At 59.5% G+C, this 21875-nt stretch carries 25 protein-coding genes; 8 read left to right on the top strand and 17 right to left on the bottom strand.

The genetic code is table 11. The features are described from left to right. The first annotated feature begins 337 nt into the window (after positions 1–337). Complete coding sequence (locus tag NXC24_RS31925; protein WP_245464099.1) at positions 338–529, top strand: hypothetical protein; 192 nt, start codon at positions 338–340, stop codon at positions 527–529. 89 nt (positions 530–618) lie between these two features. On the opposite strand, the gene NXC24_RS31920 is transcribed toward NXC24_RS31925, so the two are convergent. Together NXC24_RS31920 and NXC24_RS31915 are read right to left on the bottom strand one after the other, a co-directional pair. Next, positions 619–1347, bottom strand: coding sequence for an alpha/beta hydrolase-fold protein (locus NXC24_RS31920; protein WP_104827299.1), 729 nt, complete (start codon positions 1345–1347; stop codon positions 619–621). Further along, positions 1344–2303, bottom strand: a complete 960-nt coding sequence (locus NXC24_RS31915; protein ID WP_104827298.1) for an acetylxylan esterase — start codon at positions 2301–2303, stop codon at positions 1344–1346. The genes NXC24_RS31920 and NXC24_RS31915 overlap by 4 nt, the downstream gene beginning before the upstream one ends. A gap of 247 nt (positions 2304–2550) precedes the next feature. Between NXC24_RS31915 and groES the strand changes: the two genes are divergently transcribed. After that, complete coding sequence (gene groES, locus NXC24_RS31910) at positions 2551–2865, top strand: co-chaperone GroES (protein ID WP_104827297.1); 315 nt, start codon at positions 2551–2553, stop codon at positions 2863–2865. Positions 2866–2920: 55 nt separating this feature from the next. After that, a complete protein-coding gene (gene groL / locus NXC24_RS31905) occupies positions 2921–4549 on the top strand; it encodes a chaperonin GroEL (protein WP_104827296.1) in 1629 nt (542 codons plus the stop codon). A 157-nt stretch (positions 4550–4706) separates the two neighbouring features. Here groL and NXC24_RS35620 read toward each other — a convergent pair whose 3' ends face one another. The 9 genes from NXC24_RS35620 to NXC24_RS31865 all read right to left on the bottom strand — a co-directional run bounded on the left by NXC24_RS35620 (position 4707) and on the right by NXC24_RS31865 (position 11523). Continuing rightward, complete coding sequence (locus tag NXC24_RS35620; RefSeq protein ID WP_181316012.1) at positions 4707–4880, bottom strand: hypothetical protein; 174 nt, start codon at positions 4878–4880, stop codon at positions 4707–4709. Between the two features lie 169 nt (positions 4881–5049). Beyond that, positions 5050–5382, bottom strand: coding sequence for a cytochrome C oxidase subunit IV family protein (locus NXC24_RS31900; RefSeq protein ID WP_104827295.1), 333 nt, complete (start codon positions 5380–5382; stop codon positions 5050–5052). 10 nt (positions 5383–5392) lie between these two features. Beyond that, positions 5393–6115 (bottom strand): heme-copper oxidase subunit III family protein, encoded by a 723-nt coding sequence (locus NXC24_RS31895; protein ID WP_104827294.1) that lies wholly within the window; start codon positions 6113–6115, stop codon positions 5393–5395. Between the two features lie 12 nt (positions 6116–6127). Next, positions 6128–6835 carry a cytochrome c oxidase subunit 3 gene (locus NXC24_RS31890; protein WP_104827293.1) on the bottom strand — a complete coding sequence of 236 codons (708 nt, stop codon included), beginning with the start codon at positions 6833–6835 and terminating at the stop codon, positions 6128–6130. Next, positions 6832–8610 carry a cytochrome c oxidase subunit I gene (locus NXC24_RS31885; RefSeq protein ID WP_104827292.1) on the bottom strand — a complete coding sequence of 593 codons (1779 nt, stop codon included), beginning with the start codon at positions 8608–8610 and terminating at the stop codon, positions 6832–6834. The genes NXC24_RS31890 and NXC24_RS31885 overlap by 4 nt, the downstream gene beginning before the upstream one ends. A 55-nt stretch (positions 8611–8665) precedes the next feature. Continuing rightward, a complete protein-coding gene (locus tag NXC24_RS31880) occupies positions 8666–9481 on the bottom strand; it encodes a cytochrome c oxidase subunit II (protein ID WP_104827291.1) in 816 nt (271 codons plus the stop codon). Between the two features lie 233 nt (positions 9482–9714). Further along, positions 9715–10101 (bottom strand): cytochrome c family protein, encoded by a 387-nt coding sequence (locus tag NXC24_RS31875; RefSeq protein ID WP_104827290.1) that lies wholly within the window; start codon positions 10099–10101, stop codon positions 9715–9717. Between the two features lie 103 nt (positions 10102–10204). Continuing rightward, positions 10205–11020, bottom strand: coding sequence for a DUF2189 domain-containing protein (locus NXC24_RS31870; protein WP_104827289.1), 816 nt, complete (start codon positions 11018–11020; stop codon positions 10205–10207). 194 nt (positions 11021–11214) lie between these two features. Beyond that, on the bottom strand, positions 11215–11523 hold the full coding sequence (locus NXC24_RS31865; protein WP_104827288.1) for a hypothetical protein: 309 nt from the start codon (positions 11521–11523) through the stop codon (positions 11215–11217). Between the two features lie 254 nt (positions 11524–11777). Here NXC24_RS31865 and NXC24_RS31860 point away from each other — a divergent pair, with 254 nt between their 5' ends. From NXC24_RS31860 to NXC24_RS31840, 5 genes are all read left to right on the top strand, one after another. Further along, the gene (locus NXC24_RS31860) at positions 11778–12227 is read left to right on the top strand and encodes an ester cyclase (protein ID WP_104827940.1); all 450 of its coding nucleotides are present in this window, start codon (positions 11778–11780) and stop codon (positions 12225–12227) included. 130 nt (positions 12228–12357) lie between these two features. Next, positions 12358–13449, top strand: a complete 1092-nt coding sequence (gene ada / locus NXC24_RS31855) for a bifunctional DNA-binding transcriptional regulator/O6-methylguanine-DNA methyltransferase Ada (protein ID WP_104827287.1) — start codon at positions 12358–12360, stop codon at positions 13447–13449. An 84-nt stretch (positions 13450–13533) separates the two neighbouring features. Next, a complete protein-coding gene (locus tag NXC24_RS31850; protein ID WP_104827286.1) occupies positions 13534–14184 on the top strand; it encodes a hypothetical protein in 651 nt (216 codons plus the stop codon). Between the two features lie 112 nt (positions 14185–14296). Beyond that, positions 14297–14863, top strand: coding sequence for a methylated-DNA--[protein]-cysteine S-methyltransferase (locus NXC24_RS31845; protein ID WP_104827285.1), 567 nt, complete (start codon positions 14297–14299; stop codon positions 14861–14863). Further along, positions 14860–15609, top strand: coding sequence for a 2OG-Fe(II) oxygenase (locus NXC24_RS31840; protein ID WP_104827284.1), 750 nt, complete (start codon positions 14860–14862; stop codon positions 15607–15609). Before NXC24_RS31845 ends, NXC24_RS31840 begins: the two co-directional genes overlap by 4 nt. A 13-nt stretch (positions 15610–15622) precedes the next feature. On the opposite strand, the gene ugpC is transcribed toward NXC24_RS31840, so the two are convergent. The 6 genes from ugpC to NXC24_RS31810 all read right to left on the bottom strand — a co-directional run bounded on the left by ugpC (position 15623) and on the right by NXC24_RS31810 (position 21685). Beyond that, positions 15623–16696 (bottom strand): sn-glycerol-3-phosphate ABC transporter ATP-binding protein UgpC, encoded by a 1074-nt coding sequence (ugpC, locus tag NXC24_RS31835; RefSeq protein WP_104827283.1) that lies wholly within the window; start codon positions 16694–16696, stop codon positions 15623–15625. Beyond that, positions 16693–17622, bottom strand: coding sequence for a PfkB family carbohydrate kinase (locus NXC24_RS31830; protein ID WP_104827282.1), 930 nt, complete (start codon positions 17620–17622; stop codon positions 16693–16695). Before NXC24_RS31830 ends, ugpC begins: the two co-directional genes overlap by 4 nt. Further along, positions 17623–18645 (bottom strand): SIS domain-containing protein, encoded by a 1023-nt coding sequence (locus NXC24_RS31825; RefSeq protein ID WP_104827281.1) that lies wholly within the window; start codon positions 18643–18645, stop codon positions 17623–17625. Then, complete coding sequence (locus NXC24_RS31820) at positions 18642–19487, bottom strand: carbohydrate ABC transporter permease (RefSeq protein ID WP_104827280.1); 846 nt, start codon at positions 19485–19487, stop codon at positions 18642–18644. Before NXC24_RS31820 ends, NXC24_RS31825 begins: the two co-directional genes overlap by 4 nt. After that, on the bottom strand, positions 19487–20371 hold the full coding sequence (locus NXC24_RS31815) for a sugar ABC transporter permease (protein WP_104827279.1): 885 nt from the start codon (positions 20369–20371) through the stop codon (positions 19487–19489). The genes NXC24_RS31820 and NXC24_RS31815 overlap by 1 nt, the downstream gene beginning before the upstream one ends. A 75-nt stretch (positions 20372–20446) precedes the next feature. Beyond that, the gene (locus tag NXC24_RS31810; RefSeq protein ID WP_104827278.1) at positions 20447–21685 is read right to left on the bottom strand and encodes an extracellular solute-binding protein; all 1239 of its coding nucleotides are present in this window, start codon (positions 21683–21685) and stop codon (positions 20447–20449) included. Positions 21686–21875: the final 190 nt, after the last annotated feature.

The following is a 21875-nucleotide window of genomic DNA, read 5'->3' as shown; positions in this document are numbered from 1 at the left end:
GATCGAGCGCAGGCGACGACCATCGGCCACGATCCGCTTGGGGATCACGTCCGGCGAAGCTGAAACTCATGAGAGTAATGATGGAAACGATATGGATTGGGGTCGCTGATTTTGGATCGATCCATGGAGACCTCCAAAACAAAATCGTGAGTTGAACGTCGGGCCACAAAAAATGTTCCGAGCAAAGCGAAGGGCTCAGATGTGCTCCGTTGTCGCAGGCTAAAATTGATCAATCACCCGAATTAATTAACGAACGTAGTTAATTTTTTAATAATTTTGTGTTTACTCATGGAACTAAGCGCGGGGTTAGCCGTTTCTGCGCCGCACCGGAGGAAACATGATGAATTTCAAAATCGTCACCGCTCAGTCCGAAGTGGAAACCGAAGACACCGGAACCTATCCGGATGGCATGATGGAACACGACCGTATCGACTTTTCCTCAAGTCGCGAAAAGCGGAACCGCAGATCTCACGAGCGCGATTACGGCGCCAGCAAGAAGCTTGCGCCTATTCCGGTCGGCTTGGTGTAAGCCGGCCGTTCGGTGATGCCTGGATCGCCTCGGGAATAGATCTCTAAAGCCTCCGCGGGTCTAGCTTCGGCCGCTGCTCTGGCCGGTCGTCAAATGTACAGCGCCGCCATTTTACGCCAGGCACCGGCCCGGTGCGCCCGCCCGCCCCAGACATACAGTTGATGTCCGACCTGTTTGTCGACGAGAAGCCGGCTCAGGTGGCGGTTTTTGTCGAGGAAGGGATCGGCGTCCCCGATAGTGAGGACGATGTCGATCTGGCGCAGCCTTTCAAGCTGCCACTCGCAGGCAAGCCCTGGAAGGAAGTGCATCGGCGTGTGAAAATAGATATCGTCGTCGTAGTAACCCTCGAAGAGATCACCAAAGGATTCGACCTTCATCGTCAGATCGTAACGGCCTGAAAAGGCAACCAGCTTGCGAAAGAGGTGAGGGTGGCGAAAGACAAGGCTGGCGGCCTGGAAAGCGCCGAGGCTGCAGCCGTGCACGATGGTGCAGTCATGAGGGTTTTTCTGCGCCATCAGCGGCAGAACTTCGTTCAGAATATATTCCTCGAACGCGGCATGCCGGCGAATGCGCTCGGCCGGATGCTGCCGGGATCCGTAAAAGGTCTCGGTGGCGAGACCCTCGATACAGTATAGCTGGAGATGACCGGCCTGCAATTTGTCGGCAAGGCTGGCAACGACGCCAAGCTGTTCATACTCCCAGAAACGCCCGTCCCTCGTCGGAAACATCAATACCTTGGCGCCGGCGTGGCCGAACACCAATAGCTCCATCTCTCGATGCAGGCGCTGGCTGTACCAGCGCAGGTATTCCCGATTCATGGCACCTTGAAAAATCGTCGGACTTTTTCATGAAGGAGCGCATTCTGCTCGCTGCTGCCAACATAATCGAAATGGCCAGCGTCGAGGATGAAGATTTCGTTAAATTTTGCCAACGAATTCGCGACAGCGAATTGGCAAGGCGGTGCCACCGCCGGATCGAACAGTGCCGGAGCGACGAGCATCGGAACCTTGATGCGGGCAGCCGCGCTCGCCGCATCAAACAGGCGCAAGGTCTCAAGCACGCTTCCGTGCTTCTTCTGGTACGCCTGGACGGATTGGGCGCTGCCGATTGTCGGCAAGGTCACCCACAGCGACCGGTGCCCGAAGGTCGGCACCACGAGATGCCCGCGATCGATCCGGGTATCGAAAGGGATCGCCAGCGCCCCGATACCGCCGCCGAAGCTGATGCCGCTATAGCCGATATTCCCTGCGAGCCAGGGATAAAGGGCAACAAGCGTCGAGACGGCAAGCCACAGATCGTCGACGCAGCCGCCGATAATGTAGGAATCCGGCTTTTCGATACCGTATAGAACATGCCCGGCGGGATCGTTCGGAATCGGCGGATGAGCGCTGAGGGATAGCCCGCGAAAGCATGGGAATAATACGGCCGTATCTTTCACCGGCAAATCGAAGTCGGGCAGATCTCGCCCGCCATAGCCGTGCCCGACGACGAGGCCGCGCCGCACCCGCCCATCACGGGGAAGCAGCAGCCAGCCGCCGATCTGAAACGCGCCGGTCGATGTGTAGGTCATGTCGAGAACATGCCAGTCGGGATGTTCGATTTTGCTGCGAAGGAGTTTCGGCCGAGGATCGACCGCAGTCGCGCGCCGATACCGCTCGGTCCAAAAATCGTCGAAACCGGGCGCCGTCTCCGGCGGTTCGATCGCGAGGAGTTGTTTAAGCTTCATGCCATAGGTTGGATCGAAGGCGAAGGGATGTGTCGTTGGAACGCTCATGTGATGCTTGTCCCGTGAAAGAATGGGCGAAGCAAGGCCGGAACGTTCGCAATACTGACAAAACCTCTTTCGATCGCATTAGCAGTCGAAGATATAGAGTGCTAAAATTCTGCTCGTCTCCTTGAAAACGCGGTTTCCGGAGCCAGATCAAATTTCACCGGAAGCTGGAGGGCTTCGGCACCTATCCGGACGGTTGTCCGGCCCGGTCAAGGGGCATTGATCATCATCGTTTGCCATGGAGGAGAACATGACGTTCCGACCGCTTCACGATCGCATCCTCGTTCGCCGCGTCGAGTCTGAAGAAAAGACCAAGGGCGGCATCATCATCCCCGACACCGCCAAGGAGAAGCCGCAGGAAGGCGAAGTCATTGCCGTCGGTCCCGGGGCTCGCAATGAGGCCGGTCAGATCCAGCCGCTCGATGTCAAGGCGGGAGACCGCATCCTGTTCGGAAAATGGTCCGGCACCGAGATCAAGATCGACAATGAAGACCTGCTGATCATGAAGGAAAGCGACGTTTTAGGTATCATCGACGTCCAAGCGGCAGACCAGAGGGCCGCCTGAGCCGTTTTCTTTCAAGCATTAGTCAAAACTGTGCCGCCTATGGAGGAGTAAAAAAATGGCTGCCAAAGAAGTCAAATTTCACACCGATGCTCGTGAACGCATGATGAAGGGGGTGGATATTCTCGCCAATGCGGTCAAGGTGACGCTCGGTCCGAAGGGTCGTAACGTCGTTATCGACAAGTCCTTCGGCGCACCGCGCATCACCAAGGACGGCGTCACCGTCGCCAAGGAAGTCGAACTGGAAGACAAGTTCGAAAACATGGGCGCCCAGATGCTGCGAGAAGTCGCCTCCAGAACAAGCGATATCGCCGGCGACGGCACGACGACCGCAACCGTTCTCGCCCAGGCCATCGTTCGCGAAGGCGCCAAGGCGGTCGCCTCAGGGATGAACCCGATGGACCTGAAGCGCGGTATCGACCTTGCCGTCGACGCCGTCGTCAAAGAACTGAAGACCAATGCCCGCAAGATATCCAACAATTCCGAGATCGTTCAGGTCGGCACCATCTCCGCCAATGGCGACCCGGAAATCGGGCGCTATCTCGCCCAAGCGATGGAAAAGGTCGGCAACGAAGGCGTCATCACCGTCGAAGAAGCCAAGACTGCGGAAACCGAACTCGAAGTCGTTGAAGGTATGCAGTTCGACCGCGGCTACCTCAGCCCCTACTTCGTGACCAACCCGGAAAAGATGCGGGTGGAGTTGGAAGATCCTTATATCCTGATCCACGAGAAGAAGCTCTCCAATCTTCAAGCCATGCTGCCGATCCTGGAAGCTGTGGTGCAATCGAGCAACCCGCTTCTGATCATTGCCGAGGATGTCGAAGGCGAAGCGCTTGCGACGCTCGTCGTCAACAAGCTGCGGGGCGGCCTGAAGATCGCCGCCGTCAAGGCTCCTGGCTTCGGCGATCGCCGCAAGGCCATGCTGGAAGACATTGCCATCCTGACGGGCGGCACCGTCATTTCCGAAGACCTCGGCATCAAGCTGGAAAGCGTCACGCTGAATATGCTCGGCCGTTCCAAGAAGGTGATGATCGAAAAGGAAAACACCACCATCATCGATGGAGCCGGAGCGAAGAGCGAGATCGATGGGCGCGTCACGCAGATCCGTGCCCAGATCGAAGAAACTACCTCCGACTACGACCGCGAAAAGCTGCAGGAACGCCTTGCCAAGCTCGCCGGCGGCGTCGCCGTCATCCGCGTCGGCGGCTCGACTGAAATCGAGGTGAGGGAAAAGAAGGATCGCGTCGACGACGCCTTGCATGCGACACGCGCCGCCGTTGAGGAAGGTATCCTGCCAGGTGGTGGCGTGGCGCTGCTGCGCGCCGTCAAATCGCTCGACGGGCTGAAGGCAGAAAATGACGACCAGCGCGTCGGTGTCGAGATCGTCCGCCGCGCAATCGAAGCGCCTGTCCGCCAGATTGCCGAGAACTCCGGCGCTGAGGGCTCGATCATCGTCGGCAAGCTGCGCGAAAATGCCGATTTCTCGTTCGGCTGGAACGCTCAGACCAACGAATATGGCGACCTCTACGCCATGGGCGTGATCGACCCAGCCAAGGTGGTGCGCACGGCGCTGCAGGATGCAGCCTCCATTGCGGGGCTATTGGTGACGACAGAAGCGATGATCGCAGAGAAGCCGAAGAAGGACTCCGCACCGGCCTTGCCCCCCGGCGCCGGAATGGACTTCTGAGAATTCCGAGGGTGGCTCGCCCGCTCGGGCGGGCCATCGTGGCGGAGATTGACGAAGACGCTCGGACAACCGTTTGGCTCTGTCCGGGACTTTGTATGCCTGTGCTCTTGGCGCCTCGGGGAGGTTGGGCGCTATGCTGGTCTGACTTACAATGGAACTAGTTGCTTCCATCGTTCTTGCGCGCTTTGGCGCTGTCATTGCTGGATGACGAGATTGTCTTGCCGTCAGGCTGCTGACCAAAATAGGTTCCGCCTAGATGGCCACCGGCGCTGGTGTTTTTTACTTGTCGTTCGGCTCGCTTCTGGAGCTTGTGAACGTCGCTTTTGCTCATTTTTTGTCTCCATTGTTCAAGTCGTACATTGGAACAACTGAGACAGACGGGATGGGTTCCCCAGATTTTCGAGATCGAAATCTTCAAAAGGTTGTGCGAGGAAGGGCGAGAACCGGCAAGTCCGCTCCTCGCTACCGGCTCCACTATCGGCAATATGGCGGCTTCATCCCTATTGGCCGGCGCCGAAAAAGGCGAGCCGGTTAAGCGCCGTATAGTGCGATTCCGACACCATCAGAGCGACGAAGACAAGCACCAGGACCGGCGGAACCAGGATGGCGTAGATCAACGCCAGCCGTTCCCAGGCCATGTGCATGAAGACGGCGACGATCAGCCCCGCCTTCAGGATCATGAACAGCAGGATCAGAAACCATCGGAAATAGCCCTGAATGCCGAGATAGTCGACGAGATAGGAGAAGGTGCTGAGGACGAAGAGCAGTCCCCAGACCACCATGTAAAGCCGTATCGGATGCTGCTGTCCGGAATGTGCCTGCGTCTGTGCCATGATGCCATCCTCACCACAGATAGAAGAATGCAAAGATGAAGACCCAGACCAGATCGACGAAGTGCCAATAAAGCCCCATGATCTCGACGATTTCATAATGACCCTTGCGGCTGGTGAAGAACCCTCGTCTTCCTTCATCGAAATCTCCCCGCCATACCTTGCGAGCCATGATCAGGAGAAAAAGGACGCCGATCGAGACGTGGGTGCCGTGAAAGCCCGTGATCATGAAAAAGGACGAACCGAACTGCGCCGCACCCCATGGGTTTCCCCATGGGCGGACGCCCTCCGTAATCAGTTTGGTCCATTCGAATGCCTGCATTCCGACGAATGTCGCGCCAAGGGCTGCCGTCACCAGCATCAGCACAGCCGTCTTGCGGCGATCATGGCGGTATCCGAAGTTGACGGCCATGGCCATCGTGCCGCTGCTGCTGATGAGGACGAAGGTCATGATGGCTATCAGGATCAGCGGGATTTCCTGGCCGCCGATCTTGAGCGCGAAAACCTCGCTGGGATTGGGCCAGGGGACGTTGGTCGACATGCGCGCCGTCATGTAGGCCAGCAAAAAACACCCGAAAATGAAGGTGTCGCTCAGGAGGAAGATCCACATCATCGCCTTGCCCCAGGAGACGTTCTTGAACGCCCGCTGGTCCGATGACAGATCGGCCGCGACGCCGCGCAATCCCGCTGGCCGCAGAAGTGGATCGTGTACCGGTCTTTCTATGGATTCGGTCATCGTCGAAGCTCCTCAGGTGACCAATTGACGGCAGAGATCGGCGAAACTATTGGCCCAGCCGGCAAAGAGCGCAAAAAGGACCAGCCAGACAACAAGCATGAAATGCCAGTAGATGGCGCAGAGATCGACGCTCAGGCGGATTCTCACAGGCGCGTGGTTGGCGGCTTGGGCGCGGATTGTCGTGCGTCCAAGCACGAAAAGGCCGCCTAGAATGTGCAGGCCGTGCAGGCCGGTGATCATGTAGAAGAAGCTGTTCGATGGGTTGTCCGCAAGGAAGTAGCCGGCCGCAACCAATTGCCGCCATGCCAAAACCTGGCCGGCAAGGAAGAGAACAGCCAGCACGAAGGACACTGTAAGAGCTGTGTTCAGCATCTCGCTGCGCTCAAGGCGGGCTTCGGTTTTCGCCCATTGCAGTGCGACGCTGCTGGCGGCAAGCGCGGCGGTATTCACCCAAAGCAGCCGAGGGATCGGGATGCTCCACCAATCGGAGCCGCTGAGGCGTGTAAGATAGGCACTGATGAGGAGCGTGAACAAGGCGCCGACGACGGCGAGAAAGATGCCGAGGCCGACTTTCGCCGCTGTCGCCGGCGATCCCCGCATCTCCGGCGCATCGCCTGCCAAACCCGCCTCCAACCAGGGCTTCGAGGTCAGCCGCTGCCGCGCCATCCACCAGGCGATGATGCCGAAAAGCCCAGCCATGAAGATGAGAATGGCGCTCATGACGGCGCCCTTTCGGGCAGCCTGCTCGGCGCCGGCTGGTTCTGCGGCAGGAAGTCCTGATCCGCGCCGGGGACGCTGTAGTCATACGGCCAGCGGTAGACGATCGGCAGCTCCTTGCCCCAATTTCCGTGCGCAGGCGGCGTTTGCGGGGTCTGCCATTCCAATGTCGTTGCCCGCCACGGATTGCCGCCCGCCTGCCGGCCCCAGCGAAGGCTCCAGGCGAGATTGAACAGGAACAGAAGCTGAGCAGCGCCGACGATCAGTGCGGCGACGGTGATGAACATGTTCAGCGTATGCGCCGACGGTGGAATGAAGGCCGTTTCGCCCAGTTCGTAATAACGGCGCGGCACGCCCATCAGGCCGAGATAGTGCATCGGGAAGAAGATCGCATAGGCGCCGAGGAAGGTGATCCAGAAGTGGATATGGCCCATCGTTACGTTCAGCATGCGCCCGGTGATTTTCGGATACCAATGATGGATTGCGCCGAAGATCACCAGGATCGGCGCGACCCCCATCACCATATGGAAATGGGCAACGACGAACATGGTGTCGGACAGCGGCACGTCGACGACGACATTGCCGAGAAAGAGGCCGGTCAGCCCGCCATTGATGAACGTGACGATAAAGGCCAGGGCAAACAGCATCGGCAATGTCAGATGGATATCGCCGCGCCAGAGCGTCAGCACCCAGTTATAGACCTTGATTGCCGTCGGAATGGCGATGATCAAGGTTGTGGTCGCGAAAAAGAACCCGAAGTTCGGATTCATGCCGCTGACATACATATGATGCGCCCATACGATAAAGCTCAGCGCGGCAATGATGACGATCGCCCAGACCATCATCCTGTAGCCGAAGATGTTCTTGCGCGCATGAGTGCTGATCAGATCCGAGACGATGCCGAAGGCTGGCAGCGCGACGATATAGACCTCCGGATGACCGAAGAACCAGAACAGGTGCTGGAACAGGATGGGGCTGCCGCCCGCTTGCTGCAACTGCTGGCCCATCTCGACGATGGCGGGCATGAAGAAGCTCGTGCCGAGCAAGCGGTCGAACAGCATCATGACGGCGGCGACGAAAAGTGCCGGGAAGGCGAGCAGCGCCATCACGGTTGCGGTGAATATGCCCCAGACCGTCAAGGGCATTCGCATCAGTGTCATGCCGCGGGTGCGTCCCTGCAGCACGGTGACGACATAGTTCAGCCCGCCCATGGTAAAGCCGATGATGAACAGGATCAGCGACGACAGCATCAGGATGATGCCCCAGTCACGCCCTCCAGGCGTACCCGATAGAAGAGCCTGTGGCGGATACAACGTCCAGCCGGCGCCGGTCGGCCCGCCGGGCGCGAAGAAACCGACGACCAGCACGATGACCGCAAGCAGATAGAGCCAGTAGCTCAGCATGTTCGCGTAAGGAAACACCATATCGCGGGCGCCGAGCATCAATGGGATCAGATAGTTGCCGAATCCGCCGAGGAACAGCGCCGTCAGCAGGTAGATCACCATGATCATGCCGTGCATGGTGATGAACTGATAATAATGCTCCGCGTCGATGAAGGAGAAATAGCCGGGAAAGCCGAGCTGCAGGCGCATCAGCCAGGACAGCACCAGCGCCACCATGCCGATCGAAATGGCGGTCAGGGAATACTGAATGGCGATGATCTTGGCATCCTGACTGAAGACATATCTCGTCCACCAGCTTTTCGGATGATAAAGCTCCACATCCTCGACTTCAGCGGGCTGGATGACCTGCTCGGTGCCGGACCCAATATCGACCATATTCCATCCTCCCTATTCCTCCGACGCGGCCTTCCTCCTCAAGTGCGGATGGCACTTACTTGGCCGCCGACTTTTCCACGGACGCCAGCGATTTCGCGAAAGTCGGCTGCTGCTGCAGCCAGGCTTGATAGGCGGTATCGGTATCGACGACGACCGTGCCGCGCATCTGCGGATGACCGACGCCGCATAATTCCGCGCAAAGAACTTCGAAGGTTCCCGTCCGCGTCGGTATGAACCAGTAATAGGTCACCGTACCGGGAATCATGTCCATCTTGGCCCGGAATTCCGGTACGTAGAAATCGTGCAAAACGTCGATCGAACGCAGAAGCATCTTGACCGGCTTGCCGGCGGGGATGTGCAGCTCGCCACCTTCGACGATGACGTCGTCCAGTCCCGCGGGATCGCTCTTGTTCAAGCCGAGCGGGTTGTCCGGGGTCACATCGCGCGTGTTCGCCCGCCCGAGCTTTCCGTCCGCGCCCGGCAGCCGGAAACTCCATTGCCATTGCTGACTGACGACTTCGACTTCGCTGGCGTCGGGCGGAACCGTGACGAACTGTTTCCACACGAACAGGCCCGGTGCGAGCATTGCCGCTACGCCGATTGCCGTTCCGGCGGCGAGCCACCATTCCAACCGCTTGTTTTCGGGCTGATAAGCCGCCCGGTTTCCGGCGCGATGCCTGAAGCGGAGCACGCAGTAGGCGATGAACAACACGACGACCGTGAAAACCACGCCGGTGATCCAGAACGTGATGACGATCGTGTTGTCGATATAGCTCCAATTGGACGCGATCGGCGTCCACCACCAAGGGCTCAGCAGATGGAACCCGATCGATCCCACCACCAGCAGAACGAGAATCAATACGACAGCCATCGTCTCCTCCCTGACCCGGCCGCGAACGTTTCCACAATCTCATCGCGAAACGTTTTAGTATTATCTCATGAACAAATCACCCGGGCAATTGCGGCAAAGGTAGTGGTTGATCCAGCCGAACCGCACGCAGCATACCCACGCCGCGGACCAAAAGGGGACGTGCCGTATTGAACCGAACTTCCGCCGATCCGACCGGCGACGCAGAAAACAGCTCGTCCATATCAGGCATCTCGCTATTTAGAGTATTGCTTTAGATAGGCGATCAGATTGGTAATCTCGGTATCGTCCTTCAGGCCGACGAAGGTCATTTTCGTGCCCTTCACCTTCGCCTGGGGGGCGTGCAAATAGTCGCGGAGCGTCGTCTCGCTCCACACCAGGCCGCCCTTGCCCGCCTCTTGCATGGCCGGCGAATAGGCGAAATTCGGGTGTGTTCCGGCCGTCCTGCCGAACAGGCCGTTCAGCGACGGGCCGACCTTGTTCTGGTCCGTTTCGGCTACATGGCAGATGGCGCATTTCTTGAAGACGGTGGCGCCTGCCGTGGCATCACCCTCCTGCGCGAGGGCATCAAATGAAAAAGAAACGGCGAAAAGCAGACAGATCGGAAGAAAGCGGTAAGACATGGCAATCCTCATTCTCTTCATCGCTATCCCAACCAAGGCGACTGACATGTGGCAGCTCGCAACGGCTTGGAGGATGATGCCGGAGTAAATTTCCTTTGCGAATTCAAGGCGTGCGGTTCGGGTAGGCGGGGGCAATCAATTTTCGATACAGGTGCCAGGTCGAATGCCCGAGGATAGGCATGACGACTGCAAGGCCGGCAAAGATCGGGATGGTGCCGACGACGAGCAATGCCGCGACGATCAATCCCCAAAGAGCGACCGGTCCTGGATTGGCAAGGGTTGCGCGTATGCTTGCGTCGATGGCTGCAACAGCGCCGATATCCCGGTCCAGCAGCAACGGGAAGGTCACCACCGTCGTCGCCAAAACAATGATTGCGAAGATAAAACCGGCTAGGTTTCCCCACAGCATCAGCGAGAAACCGCGCGGGGTCGTCAGCACGTCCGATAAAAAAGTGGAGATCGAGGTCAGACCGGCCTCATCGAAGGTCATGGCGTAGACGAGCTGTGCGACGATCAGCCACGCGACGAAAAGCACGAGCAACATGAGGCCGACCGCAATGATCGACGGCAGCGCCGGCGAGTGGCGAACCTCCAACGCATGATGCCAGGAACTGTCGAGCCCCTGCTCACGGCGTCGACTGATCTCATAGAGACCGATGGCCGCGATCGGACCAATCAGCGCAAAGCCCGACATCAAGGGATAAAGCAGCGGCAGCAGGTCGGCACCGGAGCTCCACATGACCAGAAAGATGCCTGCTATCGGGTACATAAGACAGAGAAAAACATAATGGGATGGTTTCTCTCTGAAGTCATCAAGTCCCGACCTCAGTGCATCCACAAGGTCCGCGATACCAATCTTGCGGACCTCGGGGCGCGTAAATTCGCCCTTCGCACCGGCCATGACATGGAACGCCGCCATAGCACTCTCCTCCTCCACCACGATCCGGTTGGCGGTGCGAAGACGCCCGGCAAATTTTTACCGACACGTCAAACCGCAACCGGTAGTCTAGTTTTATCAAATCTAAATGCCTTTGTCGCCTATTCCTTAAATAAGATATTCGTCATTTCTTGCGACACCGGGCGGCGGCGATGCGTGCCGCTGCATGCGCCTAGTCACGGGCGCAGATCGGTGCTGGAGCGGCAAACCCAAATGGCGCAATTGCGCTGGTCCCTCGACGGCACAGAGCTTCGTTCGCCGAAGCCGTTGCCAAGGCAAACATCGGAATTGGCAACGGCGCGGTCATAAAGCAGGGCACCGGAACCCCGCGCCGACGGATACTGCAGGATGACCGAGCGGTTTGCCTGAACGAAGGATTGGATTTCGGAGCACGACCTCGAGGCCGTTTGCAGCCGCTGGATGGCGGATGCCGGAGAGGCTGCGAAGATCGCGAATGCGACAAGCGTGGTGATTTGAGCTTTCATCTGCGTTCTCCCTCTGTAACAGGCGAACTTTCCCACCGATCCGGTCGGCCGGCACCCCGTTCCTTGCTTTCAAACTCAAGCATCTCTCTTTACGTGTCGTCTGTCATCATGCGCGGCCGTAAAGCACGCGTTGGACGGATTCGATTGCGGAGCAAGAACCGGAGTTTTGACGCTGGCGGATCGGCCTATCCCTTTGCTCAGGTCGTCGATCGAGATCGATGATCCCCAATGGATACATCAAAAAGGAACTTCACATGAGCAAAGAACAGGACAACAAGGCCATCGTCGCGCGCTGGTTTACCGAATTCTGGGGTGAGACCTGCAACCTGTCTGTCGTCGCTGACCTCGCCACACCGGACATGCTGTTGAAGTATTCGCTGCATGAGCCGCGTCGCGGCCATGAGGACATCAGGGATTTCATGACCAGTTTCCGCGCGGCATTCCCTGATCTCAATTTCTGGGGCACCGCCGACCTCATTGCCGAAGGCGACTATGTCGTCGGCCAGTGGGAGGGCGGCGGCACGCATACCGGTCCGGCGTTTTCCGACTTTCTGGTCGGATCGCTGCCGGCTGCGACTGGTCGCAAGATGCACTTCACCGGCACCACCATCCTGCGCATCGAGAATGGCAAGATCGCCGAGGAAATCGGCCTCGACGACGGTGTGACCGCGCTCACGCAGCTTGGCCTCATCAAGGCCGCCTGATGGCAGGTCGCCGCCCATCTTTCGGGCGGCGACCTTCGGATAATCCGCTCACGCAGGAATCGGGTGGCTGCGCGGCTCTTCCGCTGCCAAGAATGATGTTCTTACTCTGGATCGCACAGGGACGAACGACATGACCGTGATGCCCCGAAACCGGACAGCTTTTACACAAACGGCAGTGGCCGATGATCCGCGCTGGGCACGTATCGTCGCCCGCGATCGAACCGCCGATGGCCATCTCTGGTATTCGGTGGCAACGACCGGTGTCTATTGCCGGCCCTCCTGTCCATCGCGAACCGCAAACCCCAAGAACGTGCAATTGCATGATTCACTTCAAGCCGCGAAAGCGACGGGCTTTCGCCCCTGTAAGCGATGCAAGCCGGATGGTCTTTCCTCAGACGGTGAGAATGCCGCCATCATTGCGCGCGTTTGCCGATTGATCGAAGAGAGCGAGGAAGAACCGTCCTTGCACCAGCTCGCAGAGGCGGCCGGACGCAGTGCCAGTCATTTCCATCGGCTATTCAAATCGGCGACCGGCTTGACGCCCAAGGATTACGCCTCGGCACACCGCGCGGCGAAAGTCCGTGAAGGCCTTGCGAACGGCAACAGCGTGACCGAGGCGATCTACGATGCCGGGTTCAATTCGAGCGGCCGCTTTTACGAGAAATCCACCGATATGCTCGGAATGACGCCGACCCAGTATCGATCGGGAGGCGCCAACGAAGATATCCGCTTCGCGGTCGGTCAATCGTCGCTGGGCGCGATCCTGGTGGCGTCGAGCAGGAAAGGCGTGGCGGCCATTCTCCTCGGCAGCGACCCCGAGGCGCTGGTGCGCAATCTTCAGGATCGTTTTCCCAACGCCAACCTGATTGGTGCGGACGGGGAGTACGAAGCCCTTGTGGCGCGTGTCGTCGGCCTCGTGGAGGCGCCAGGTCTTGGGATCGACTTGCCGCTCGACGTTCGCGGTACGGCATTTCAGCAGCGGGTTTGGCAGGCGCTACGGGAAATCTCGGTTGGCCGGACCGTCTCCTACATGGAAATCGCCCGCCGCATCGGTTCACCCAAGGCGGTGCGCGCCGTCGCCGGAGCGTGCGCGGCCAACAATCTGGCCGTCGCAATCCCATGCCATAGGGTGGTGCGGAACGATGGTTCGCTTTCCGGCTATGCCTGGGGCGTAGAGCGAAAACGCGTTCTGCTTGACCGTGAAGCGACCGAAGGCCGTTGAGAACCCGATGAGCATTTTCCCGCATCGTACTGTCATGCGGCGATATCTCTGGCGCATGCGGCGCGAGCGAGGCACTATTCTGACATGAGTGCTCCCCTTCAGAATCGCGTCACCCCCTTCGGCGATATCGTGGCGATTTCGCAACGGGGACTGTTCACCGGCAACCGCGGCATCATCCACGATCCGGCGACCAAAACGCTTTTGAACAAACGCTGGTCCAGCACGGCATGGTTGGTTTGCACTTGTGAATACAAAGGCCGCCGCCGCGATGTCATGGCCAACAGGAGCTGGACCGAGCTGTTCTTTCTGGATGAGGCGGTGGCGCTGGCCGCAGGTCATCGCCCGTGTTTCTTCTGCCGGCGTGATGTGGCCAAGGCATTTCGCGCGGCATGGGCCGGCGCGAGAGGGCAGGCTGAACCCTCGGTTGCCGTTATGGACGCTGTCCTGCATGGCGAACGGATGGATCGCGGGCGAAAACGGATCCATCCCCTTCCGGGACAACTCTCCGAGCTGCCGAATGGTACGGTTGTCGTGGCATCCGGTTCGGCCTGCACGATCGCTGACGGCCACGCTTACCGCTGGACCGAGCATGGCTACGAGCCGCCTCAGACGCTCATGCACGCCGAAGGCATGTTGACGCCGCCCTCCACCTTCATGGCCCTGCAGGCCGGCTATCGGCCGATCCTGCATCCGATGATCGAGACATTGCGATCGGATCGGCACCACCGAAAATGAATTGTTTTTCCCACGGGCCGAAAAACTTGCCGATTTGATAGCAAGGACCGGAGTGAGGAGGAATGGCCGCGGCTCTATTGTCGATCATCAGAAAGATCATGGAGTTAAGCCGATGAACGTCATCAACATGGAAACCGCCTCGCGGCCCAAGCGCTCGACGAAGAGCGTAGATGCTTCAAACGATATCGCCTATTCGATCAGCGATAGTGCATTGGGCAAAATTCTCGTCGCTCGCAGTGCCCTCGGCGTCTGTGCTATCCTGATCGGATCGGATGGCGATGAACTGATCGATGATCTCGCGGCCTGCTTTCCGACGAGCAAACTGATCTCAAACGAAGCGCGCCTCCGCGACGATATCGACAAGGTCGTTCGGTTTATCGAGAGACCGGACGCCGGGCTTGATCTGCCGCTCGACATGCGGCGCGGCACGCCGTTCCAACGTCGGGTGTGGGATGCCCTTCGCGCAATTCCGTGCGGGGCAATGGTCACCTATGCCGCGCTTGCCCGGCGCATCGGTAAGCCGAAGGCCGTTCGCGCCGTCGCCAGTGCTTGTGCGGCAAACGCGATCGCCTTGGGCATACCTTGCCATCGGGTCGCCCGCAGCAATGGCACGTTGTCCGGCTATCGCTGGGGCATCGAACGAAAGCGCGCGCTCATCGAGAAGGAAGCCAAGTCGTGAATGCTCATTCGAAGCTCAATCCATCAGCCTCCGCGGCACGGTCCGCAGAGGCGCGTGTCGCCGCGTATGACTGGCAGAAACTATCAGAGGAGCTGAGCGGGTTTGGCTGCGCGGTCATGGAAAAGCTTTTGTCGCCCGAGGAGTGCCGGGAGATTGCCGGCCTTTATCCGCAGGAAGAGCGTTTTCGCAGCCATATTCACATGGCGCGGCATGGCTTCGGCAAAGGAGAATACCGCTATTTCAGATATCCGCTGCCCAATCTGCTTGGCGATTTGCGCACGGCGCTCTATCCGCGATTGGCCGAGATTGCCAACGACTGGAACGGCCGCATGGGCATCGATCAGCGTTACCCCGCAGATCATGCGGACTTCCTCAAGCAATGCCATGATGCGGGCCAGACGCGGCCGACGCCGCTGCTGCTGCAATATGTCCCAGGCGATTTCAATTGCCTGCATCAGGATCTCTACGGCGACCTCGCATTCCCGCTACAGGTGGCGATCCTGCTTTCCGAACCGGGGAGGGATTTCACAGGCGGCGAGTTCGTTCTGACGGAACAGCGTCCGCGGATGCAAAGTCGCGCCGAGGTGGTGCCGCTGCGCCAGGGTGATGCGGTCGCCTTCGCGGTCCATAATCGTCCCGTCCAGGGCTCCAAGGGGAATTATCGCGTCAACCTCCGGCATGGCGTCAGCCGTCTTCGTTCAGGCATGCGCCATACCGTCGGCATCATTTTTCACGATGCAAAATAGTGGTCCATCTAGCCTATCGAAGGCAGCTAAGACCCGTTTCCGCGTCGAAAAGATGTATCGCTTCATCGCCGAAGAATAGCGTGAGCTTGCCATTATAGTCGATTGGTGTGCGAGGAGGGAGGCAAGCCGTCAATCGCTGATCTCCGGCGAGGGCGGTGACGACGAGTTCGGGGCCGGTCAACTCTGCAATTTCGGGCACGGCTTCGATCGATAAGGCGGCTTGTTCCAGGCGCAATGCCTCTGGCCGTAGGCCGAGAACAAGTTGTTGGCCCTCTTTGACTTTGCCTTTGAAGCGTTCGGGGAGCGGCAGGCAAGTGCCTGCGCCTTGCAACTGCAATCCTTCGGGGCGAACCGTGGTCTTCAAGAGGTTCATCGGCGGCACGCCGACAAAGGTTGCCACATAGAGTGTTGCGGGACTGTTGTAGATCTCCTCCGGCGTGCCCAATTGTTCGATCCGTCCGTCTCGCATGACGGCGATCCTAGTGGCGAGCGTCATCGCCTCGATCTGATCGTGGGTGACGTAGACAACCGTCGTCTTCAGCATCTGATGAAGACGCTTGAGTTCGGTACGCATTTCCATGCGCAGCTTGGCGTCGAGGTTCGAAAGCGGCTCATCGAAAAGGAAGACTTCCGGCTTGCGCACGAGCGCGCGGCCGATCGCAACACGCTGCCGCTGGCCGCCGGAAAGCTGGCTTGGCTTGCGCTCCAGCAAATTTTCGATCTGAAGCAATTTAGCAGCCTCGCGCACGGCCTTGTCGCGCTCTGCCGCCGGCACTTTGCGCATCTCAAGACCGAAGCCGATATTGCGATGGACAGTCAAGTTTGGATAGAGCGCATAGGATTGGAACACCATGGCGATGTCGCGGTCCTTGGGATGCACGCCAAGAACCGAGCGCGCGCCTATCCGCACATCGCCGCTGGTCGCCTCGGCAAGACCGGCGATGATGTTCAACAGTGTGGACTTGCCGCAGCCGGAAGAGCCAAGCAGCACCAGGAATTCGCCGCTTTCCAGCGCGATATCAATGCCCTTCAGCGTTTCGACCTGGCCGTATGTCTTGCGGATGTTCTGGATTTCGAGCGCGCTCATCGTGCGGCCTCCTTGGTAGCCTTGAGCTCGCCATAGCTGCGGGGAAGGGTGGAAATGGCGCGCGATGCGACCTCCGTTCCCGCAGCCAAACAGGTAGAAAGCATTTCGTCGCGGGCAAGCGCCGCCAGAAATGCGGCATTGAAGACGTCGCCGGCGCCGATCGTATCCACGACTTTCACCTGAGGTGCAGGGACCACAACGAGTGCGCCGTCTCTGCCGATGGCAATCGCCCCATCGGGGCCGCGTTTGACGACGACGATCGCTCCGTCCGGCATATGCGAGCGAAGATGGCGCGCGGCGTCTGCCGGGTCGTCCAGACCCGCGAGCGTGGTCGATTCCACCTCATTCAACAGGGCAATACCGCAGCGCGACAGCCAGCCGCGCGTGGCGGCGCAATTTTCATCCGTCCAGCCATCGAGCGGCCATCCGGTGTCGAGTGCGACCGTGATCCCATGCTTGTCGGCCCAGTCGAACAACGCGTCGTAATCCCGCGTCAGGTCGTCGGTCAGGAAGGGGCCGCAGAGAAGGACGTAACCGCCGGAGAGCGTCGATCCGTCGAGAACGGCAAAGACATCGACAAGGCTGAGACGTGGCAGGTGACCGCGCGTCGTGAAGAACGTGCGTTCGCCGTCCGGATGGGTGATCCCAACCGAAAGCGTCGTGCCCTCCGGTCGCACAGGCCATTTCGCAGCCCGTTTGCCGAAGGCTTCGCTCAGCCAGCGGCCGAACTGATCGTTGCCGACATTGGCCGCGATCTCGAAGTTGACGCCCATTCCTTCCCAGGCAAGCGCGCTATTCCCCGCCGCGCCGCCGACACGAAGCTCGTCATGGTCAACGATGATCTCGGTGCCCGCCTTCGGCCAAGGCGCGGCAGGCCCAAGGATCAAGTCGACATTGACATTGCCGATGACTGCAAGCGGCTTCATTCATTCACTCCGCGTAATTTTCGTCGAGCGGACGGGCGTTCCGGCATTATCGACGCGGGCTTCGGCAAAGGCGATCATCAGCCGTTGCGCGACCGGCAGCATGGCGAAGATTGCCGCAAGGCCGGTTGCCGGCTCGAAGCGAAGCGTCACTGCTCCCGCCACCGGCTCCTCGCCGGATGCATCGAAGACGACGGTCGACGCACCGGTTTCGACAGCGGAAACGATCATCGCGGTGACGAGGCCCGCCGTCTTGTCGCGCCCGCGGAAAAGAACGACGCCAATATTTGGCCCGAGCATTTCCGTCGGCCCGTGCCGAAGCTGTCCGCCTTCGAGCGAAAAGCACGGGCGACGGGATAGCTCCGTCAAACCAAGGGCAAGCGCTTCGGCGACGCCCTGCAGTCGGCGGCCGGATGTGACGACCGTTTCGACAGTCGCGAGTGCGGCGAGTGCCGCCGCGATATTGACGTCCTGAGGCGCTTTCAGCACGGCAAGTGCGGCCGCCGGGTCTTCGCCAAGCGCGGCAAGGACGGCGAGATGCAGGGCGAAGGTGACGGTCAGGCTGCGGGTGGCGGCAAAGGCCAGTTCCGTGCCGCCCGCGCCGACCAAGGACGGTGCGGCCTTTGCCAGGAAAGAGTTGCCTTCGAGCGTTAGCCCGAATGTCTCGTCCGAGCCGCCGGTCTCATTGAACCAACGAACCACTTCGGCGCTTTCGCCGGATTGCGAGGTTACGAAGATCGTCCGCCCCTCCAACGACAAGGGCTGGCCGAGCTGTTCGGAGAGCGGCGCTGCGATCGCATCGATGCCCAAAGCGCGATAAAGCGGTTCCACCGCGCGGTTCACCGCATGCGATCCTCCCATGCCGAGAAGCATGAGCTTACCCGTTTTCTGCAGAGAGGCGGCGGCCTTGGCGGCCATTTCGCCACCGCCTTCGTAGGACGCGATGGCGTCCGCCTGCTGGCGTGCCATTTCGCGATCGATCGCAACAAGCCCCGGCGGTCGTGTCTTTTGTCCGGTCATGGTCATCCCTTGACGCCGCCGCTTGTCAGCCCCGAGATCAGGGCACGTTGCATGACGAGACCGACCAGAACCGGCGGCAGGGCGGCAAGCACACCGGCGGTCGCAATCAGTCCGTAATCGGATACACGTCCGCCCGCCAAATCGGCGATGGCGACGGTCAGAGTCTTCGCACGCTGATCCGAAGTGAAAAGCAGCGCATAGAAGAATTCATCCCAGGCCAGAAGGAACGCGAAGAGCGCCGATGTCGCGATGACCGGCATGGCAAGTGGCAGCGTGATGATCTTCAGCGTCTGGAAGAGGCCGGCACCGTCGATCATGGCGGCGGATTCGATTTCTTTCGGAATGGAGTCAAATCCGGATTTCATGAGCCAGGTCGTGAACGGAGCGAGGATCGTGAGATAGACGAGCGCGAGCCCGAAGACGTTGTTGAGCATGCCGAGATAGGCAAGGCCCATATAGAGCGGCACGGCGAGCGCGACCGGCGGCAGCATGTAGGTGGCGATCACCAGGGAGAGCGACCAGCCGACGGACGGCGTGCGCGATACCGCCCAGCCCGCCGGAATGGCAAGCGCAATGGCCGCTATCGTGGCCATGCCCGCAATTTCGATGCTGTTGCGCAGCGAGGAGGTGAAGGCGGCGCCGGTGCTGTTCTCGATCGTCGAGAACAGCAGCCGATAACGGGAAAAATCGGCCGTTTGCGGCCACCAGCGCAGCGGTTTCGCTGCGAGATCAGCGGCCGGCGAGATGCTCATGACGAACAGCCAGAGGATCGGGGCGAGAATGACGGCGGCAAGCAGCACCGCCGCAATATAGATGAAGATGGTGAAGATCGGGTTCCTGCGCTCCATCAGGCAGCACTCCCCACTGTCTTGCGCACCAATGCGGCATAGCCGGCGGCGAGCACGGTCACCAGCAGCGTCACCATCAGCGCCAGCGACGCGCCGGATCCGGCGCGCTGAAAGGAGAAAGCCTCCTGATAGACGAGGATCGACAATGTGCGCGTGCTGTTGGCCGGGCCGCCGCGCGTCATAACCCAGATGATGTCGAAGACCTTGAAGGCTTCGATGGTTCGCAGCACCAGTGCCACCATCAGCGGTCCCGCGAGATAGGGCAGGATCACAAAGCGAAAGCGGGCGATCGGTCCGGCGCCGTCGACCAGCGAGGCGGCGGTGATATCGCGCGGAACCGCTTGCAACGCCGCCAGTGCAATCAGCGCGACGAGAGGAAAGTTCTTCCAGCAATCGGCGACGATCAATGCCGAAAGTGCGGTGCCGGGCTCTCCCAGCCAGGAGCGATAAGCATCGATCAGGCCAAGCTGCGTCAGCGCCGCGTTCAAGGCGCCATATTCCGGATTATAGATCAGCCGCCAGAGCGTTGCGTTCACGACGGTCGGCAGGGCCCAAGGCAGGATCATCAATGCGCGAAGCGCAGTGCGGCCGCGGAATTCCTGATTGAGCAGCAATGCGGCTAGCACGCCGATCACCATCTCGGCGGCAACGGAAATGATCGCAAACAAGGCGGTCGTGACGAGGGTCCGCTGGAAATTCGAACCGGAGATCATCTTCGTGTAGTTATCGATCCCGACGAAATTGCCTTCGGTGCCGACGAGCTTGGCATCGGTGAAGGAGAGACGGACGGTATCCACCAGGGGCCATCCGATGACGGCGATCATCACCACAAGGAGCGGCAGCATCAAAAGCCACGCGCGGGTTGTCATCCAGGTGCCGGACATTTTTAGGCCACCCTTTTTATTTGTCGGACTGGATCGGAAACGGGCGGCGCTTTGCGTCGCCCGTTGGCGGCGGTCTTAGAGACCGCTGTTGTCGGCAGCCGATTTCAACGCATCTTCCGGCGAGGACTGGCCGAGCAGCGATTCCTGGATCGCCTGCTGAAGTGCTGTCGAAAGCTCCTGATATTTCGGCGTCGTCGGACGCGGGTACATGGCTGCAAGGCCAACCTTTGCTGCCGCGATCAGTTCTTCCTGTCCCTTGGTGACAGCCGGATCTGCATAGGAGGATGCCCAGATCGGCAGACTGAGCTTGGCGTACTGGTTCTGGGTCGCCTGCGAGGTCATGAAGCTGATGTATTTCCAGGCTTCGTCCGGATGCTTGCTGGCGGAGGTGATGCCGAGGCCCATCGAACCGTTCACGGCAGAGGCTTCGCTCTTACCTGCAACGCCCGGCGCCGGTACGACACCGACCTTGCCGGCCACTTTGCTGTCCTTCGGATCGTTCGCCATATTGTACATGTAGGTCCAATTCAGCGCGAAAGCGGCATCGCCGTTTTCGAAGACCTTGCGGACATCCTCCTCCAGGAATTCCTTGGAATTCGGATTGGTGAGGCCGGACTTGTAGCTCGAAACCATGTATTTCAGGGCGTCAAGGCCGCCACCGGTCTGGAAGGCTGGCTTGCCGTCCTTCAGGAAATCACCCTTATAGGCGCTGACGAGTGTCGTGTAGTCGCAGATCGCGGCTTCGGCCTGTGACCAGCTCCAGGCGATCGGCGTTGCGAGCAGGCCCTTGTCCTTGATGGCCTTTGCCTGTTCGGTCAGCTCGTCCCAGGTTTTCGGCGGGGCCTTGATGCCGGCCTTTTCGAGGATTTCCTTGTTGTAGAACAGGTATTTCGTATCGAGAATCCACGGCATGCCGAAATATTTGCCGTCGTACTGAACGGTGGTCCAGGCGCCGGGCAAAACGCCCTTCTTCATATCGTCGGTGATGCGCGAGGACACGTCGACGAGCACTTTGTTCGTCGCGTATTCCGCCGGCCAGATCACGTCGAAGAGGACGACGTCATAGCCGCCGCCGGAGCCCTGTGCCAGCACGGTCTTGTCGTGCAGGCCCTCATAGGGAACGAATTCGAGATTGACCTTGATATCGGGATTAGCCTTGGTGAAGGCATCGGTCATGGCGCGCACGTCGGCTTCGCTATAGGCGGCCTGGGCCATGAAAAGTGCGTTGATCGTCGTTTCGGCAAATGCATGCGATGCGAAGGATGCGCCGATCAGCGCGGCTCCGAACAACGTCTTGCTTATGGATTTCAACATTCCACCCTCCAGTTTTTGACTGTCACTTCGTTTCCAATGGCGGCTTGCGTCGCGATCGGTTGTTGAGAAGGCAGCCGGTGTCGGATGCCTGATCTCTTCTGATCATCGTCGGGCCTTTGTCGGCCCTTTGTTCCCACGAAACTCTCCGGTTTCTTATTAAGTCAATTGTCTTGACTTAATTACTTCTTCA

This window comes from Rhizobium sp. NXC24, assembly GCF_002944315.1.
Classification (GTDB): domain Bacteria; phylum Pseudomonadota; class Alphaproteobacteria; order Rhizobiales; family Rhizobiaceae; genus Rhizobium.
The sequence above is the reverse complement of the archived record's forward strand: the minus strand, read 5'-3'. Positions and strand labels throughout refer to the sequence as shown.

Bases quoted from the DNA above. Each gene is read 5' to 3' on its own strand.
- NXC24_RS31875 (WP_104827290.1), bottom strand. From the start codon at position 10,101: ATGTCTTACCGCTTTCTTCCGATCTGTCTGCTTTTCGCCGTTTCTTTT.
- NXC24_RS31810 (WP_104827278.1), bottom strand. From the start codon at position 21,685: ATGTTGAAATCCATAAGCAAGACGTTGTTCGGAGCCGCGCTGATCGGC.
- NXC24_RS31860 (WP_104827940.1), top strand. From the start codon at position 11,778: ATGAGCAAAGAACAGGACAACAAGGCCATCGTCGCGCGCTGGTTTACC.
- NXC24_RS31885 (WP_104827292.1), bottom strand. From the start codon at position 8,610: ATGGTCGATATTGGGTCCGGCACCGAGCAGGTCATCCAGCCCGCTGAA.
- NXC24_RS31880 (WP_104827291.1), bottom strand. From the start codon at position 9,481: ATGGCTGTCGTATTGATTCTCGTTCTGCTGGTGGTGGGATCGATCGGG.
- ada (WP_104827287.1), top strand. From the start codon at position 12,358: ATGACCGTGATGCCCCGAAACCGGACAGCTTTTACACAAACGGCAGTG.
- NXC24_RS31825 (WP_104827281.1), bottom strand. From the start codon at position 18,645: ATGACCATGACCGGACAAAAGACACGACCGCCGGGGCTTGTTGCGATC.
- NXC24_RS31915 (WP_104827298.1), bottom strand. From the start codon at position 2,303: ATGAGCGTTCCAACGACACATCCCTTCGCCTTCGATCCAACCTATGGC.
- NXC24_RS31890 (WP_104827293.1), bottom strand. From the start codon at position 6,835: ATGAGCGCCATTCTCATCTTCATGGCTGGGCTTTTCGGCATCATCGCC.
- NXC24_RS31895 (WP_104827294.1), bottom strand. From the start codon at position 6,115: ATGACCGAATCCATAGAAAGACCGGTACACGATCCACTTCTGCGGCCA.
- NXC24_RS31820 (WP_104827280.1), bottom strand. From the start codon at position 19,487: ATGGAGCGCAGGAACCCGATCTTCACCATCTTCATCTATATTGCGGCG.
- NXC24_RS31850 (WP_104827286.1), top strand. From the start codon at position 13,534: ATGAGTGCTCCCCTTCAGAATCGCGTCACCCCCTTCGGCGATATCGTG.
- NXC24_RS31900 (WP_104827295.1), bottom strand. From the start codon at position 5,382: ATGGCACAGACGCAGGCACATTCCGGACAGCAGCATCCGATACGGCTT.
- NXC24_RS31865 (WP_104827288.1), bottom strand. From the start codon at position 11,523: ATGAAAGCTCAAATCACCACGCTTGTCGCATTCGCGATCTTCGCAGCC.
- groES (WP_104827297.1), top strand. From the start codon at position 2,551: ATGACGTTCCGACCGCTTCACGATCGCATCCTCGTTCGCCGCGTCGAG.
- NXC24_RS31815 (WP_104827279.1), bottom strand. From the start codon at position 20,371: ATGTCCGGCACCTGGATGACAACCCGCGCGTGGCTTTTGATGCTGCCG.
- NXC24_RS31845 (WP_104827285.1), top strand. From the start codon at position 14,297: ATGAACGTCATCAACATGGAAACCGCCTCGCGGCCCAAGCGCTCGACG.
- NXC24_RS31870 (WP_104827289.1), bottom strand. From the start codon at position 11,020: ATGGCGGCGTTCCATGTCATGGCCGGTGCGAAGGGCGAATTTACGCGC.
- NXC24_RS31830 (WP_104827282.1), bottom strand. From the start codon at position 17,622: ATGAAGCCGCTTGCAGTCATCGGCAATGTCAATGTCGACTTGATCCTT.
- NXC24_RS35620 (WP_181316012.1), bottom strand. From the start codon at position 4,880: ATGAGCAAAAGCGACGTTCACAAGCTCCAGAAGCGAGCCGAACGACAA.
- groL (WP_104827296.1), top strand. From the start codon at position 2,921: ATGGCTGCCAAAGAAGTCAAATTTCACACCGATGCTCGTGAACGCATG.
- ugpC (WP_104827283.1), bottom strand. From the start codon at position 16,696: ATGAGCGCGCTCGAAATCCAGAACATCCGCAAGACATACGGCCAGGTC.
- NXC24_RS31920 (WP_104827299.1), bottom strand. From the start codon at position 1,347: ATGAATCGGGAATACCTGCGCTGGTACAGCCAGCGCCTGCATCGAGAG.
- NXC24_RS31925 (WP_245464099.1), top strand. From the start codon at position 338: ATGATGAATTTCAAAATCGTCACCGCTCAGTCCGAAGTGGAAACCGAA.